A 2,285-nucleotide genomic window follows, 5' to 3' on the forward strand; every position below is an offset into this window, starting at 1 on the left:
CCAGTGCATACACCACGCCGATGGCTCCCATCACATAGACCCCGAACAGATGATGCCCGTCTCCCGGAATCCCGGCTGTCTGGTGGAGCATGTCCACCAGGTTGGCCATGGGCGAGGTGCTGAACGGTGCGGTTACCAATTCGCCCTGTTCATCCAGGGTAGCCCCCCAGGGCGCCTGGGGGTCGAAACGGGAGCGTTCCGGGTTGGCATCCCACACCAGTGGCGCGCCAATATTCTCGCTGGGCTGCAGGTGCAGGGTAAAACCCTTTGCCGCTTCTGGATGGGCTGCCAGGGTTTTCTGCATCAACAGTAACCACTGATCCCCCGCCACCCACTGGGCTTGAGCACCAGGCGGTGTTGCCCAGCGATCCAGCGTCCCCTTGAACATGGTCATGGCACCGGCAAAGAAACAGATAAAAAGCGCCATGCCGGCAATCAGGCCCGTCCAAGTATGGAGGGTTTTGTAGGTCTTGATGATATCCGCACGCATGTCAGGCAGCCCCAAGAATCTGCGGTGTAATAAACAAGGCAACATGGGCTGCCGTTGTGGCGCTGCCCAGTACCAACCAGGCACGCAGCCCAGTGCGGAACAGGTAGACCAGGCTCCATACGGTCATCCAGTAGAGAGAGATCGCCCACATATTGAACTGCACCTTGTCCGGCGCCCCTATGCCCCCGGGGCCCCACCAGGCAAACAGACCACTAATGGCCACCGCCAGCGCGAAGCCCAACAGGGCACCGGCGAGCGTTTTGCTGATCCAGTCCGGTTGTATCGCCGGCGTTTTGGGCTTGGCCATTATTTCCCCTCCCCGGTTTTCAGCAGCGACAGCAACGGTAACGTGCCAAACACCAGCATCAACACCACCAGCACCGCAAAGAAACCGGCTTTGCTATCCATGAGAAACATCCACCCCGCGACGCTGGCGACGAGGACGACTAACGCCAACGGTCGGCAGCGCGACGACAATGGCTGCTTTAACCATTGCTGATTATTCAGCGTCAGATAAAAGAAAAGGCCCGCACCCAACGTGGCGAGACCGGTTAAAAGGTATGTCATAACCTGTCCATCCAATCAGGCCGGCCCGCGCTCAATGGCGGGCCGGCTGATGGTTTACCAGCGGTAGCTGACCCCCGCCGTTACATGGCGAGCGGTGCCGTAGGAACAGCCATATTGGCTACAGGAGCTGAGGAATTCCTCGTCCGCCAAATTACGTCCCGTCAGGGATAACATGACGCCATCGAGGCCGACGTAGCGCATGTCATAACGCACGGAGGCGTCATACAGGGTGTAGCTGTCCACTTTGTAGCTGTTGGCTGCATCGCCATACAGGCTGTCGGTGAACCGTGCACCGGCCCCCAGCCCCAGACCGCGCAGGAAACCTTGTTGCCACTTGTAGTCCAACCACAGGGCCGCGCTATTCCTGGGCACATATTCCTTGTCGTTGCCCTTCAAGGTTGCGTCCGTTTCCTTGGTAATTTCTGCATCCAGATAGGTGTAGCTCACCGTCACGCTGAGCCCATCTTCCTGCCAGGCCTTGCCTTCCAGCTCCACACCCCGGGTTTGGGTTTCTCCGGTTTGGCGTCGGCAGGAATTATCCGCATTACAGGCAGCGGAAACCGGCGGGTTGGGATCAGACACCACCAGGTTGGTCTGGGTAAGATCGAACACAGACAGGGTGACCAGGCTGTTGCTGCGCGGTGGCTGATACTTGACGCCCAATTCGAACTGCTCGCCTTCGGACGGTTCAAAGGGACTTTCGCTGGTATCAAAACCGGTCAGTGGTTCAAACGATGTGGCGTAACTGGCGTAAGGAGCCGCGCCATTGTCGAACAGGTAAGTTGCACCGGCACGCCAGGTGAAGGCCTCATCGTCGGCTGAATCACGAGAGCGGGTGACGGTACCGGGTGCGGCACGATTCATGTTTCCCTGATCAGCTTCGTAATCAAAAAAGTCCTGACGCCCTCCCAAAGTGAAACGCCAGTTATCCAGCGCAATCATATCCTGCAGATACACCCCAATCTGCTCGTCGCTTACATCGGTAAGAATTTGTGGAATCAGTGCATCTTCAAAGCCCGCAGCACCACTGTATACAGGATCAAACACGTCTATCGGAGCTACCGGGCCACCTACCATTGGCCAGACCAGATAACGGTCATGGGTCCAGTCAGTGCTCAGGTAGTCCAGACCCATAAGCATGCTGTGGCGCATTTCACCGGTGTTGAAGACCACCTTGAACTGGTTATCCACCGCAATGCTGTCCAGATCGCCTTCACCACGAACCGCG

At 57.7% G+C, this 2,285-nt stretch carries 4 protein-coding genes; all 4 read right to left on the minus strand.

The window, feature by feature from the left end; genetic code table 11:
• Nucleotides 1–490, minus strand: a 490-nt coding sequence (locus A3754_RS19935) for a PepSY-associated TM helix domain-containing protein (protein ID WP_197468739.1), incomplete at its 3' end; no start/stop codon positions are given.
• Between the two features lies 1 nt (nucleotide 491).
• Nucleotides 492–797, minus strand: a complete 306-nt coding sequence (locus A3754_RS19940) for a hypothetical protein (RefSeq protein ID WP_063521088.1) — start codon at nucleotides 795–797, stop codon at nucleotides 492–494.
• On the minus strand, nucleotides 797–1,057 hold the full coding sequence (locus A3754_RS26760) for a hypothetical protein (protein ID WP_156497107.1): 261 nt from the start codon (nucleotides 1,055–1,057) through the stop codon (nucleotides 797–799). Before A3754_RS26760 ends, A3754_RS19940 begins: the two co-directional genes overlap by 1 nt.
• A gap of 54 nt (nucleotides 1,058–1,111) precedes the next feature.
• On the minus strand, nucleotides 1,112–2,285 hold a 1,174-nt coding region (locus A3754_RS19945), incomplete at its 5' end, for a TonB-dependent receptor domain-containing protein (protein WP_156497108.1).

The organism is Alcanivorax sp. HI0083 (assembly GCF_001635175.1).

Bases quoted from the DNA above. Each gene is read 5' to 3' on its own strand.
- A3754_RS19940 (WP_063521088.1), bottom strand. From the start codon at position 797: ATGGCCAAGCCCAAAACGCCGGCGATACAACCGGACTGGATCAGCAAA.
- A3754_RS26760 (WP_156497107.1), bottom strand. From the start codon at position 1,057: ATGACATACCTTTTAACCGGTCTCGCCACGTTGGGTGCGGGCCTTTTC.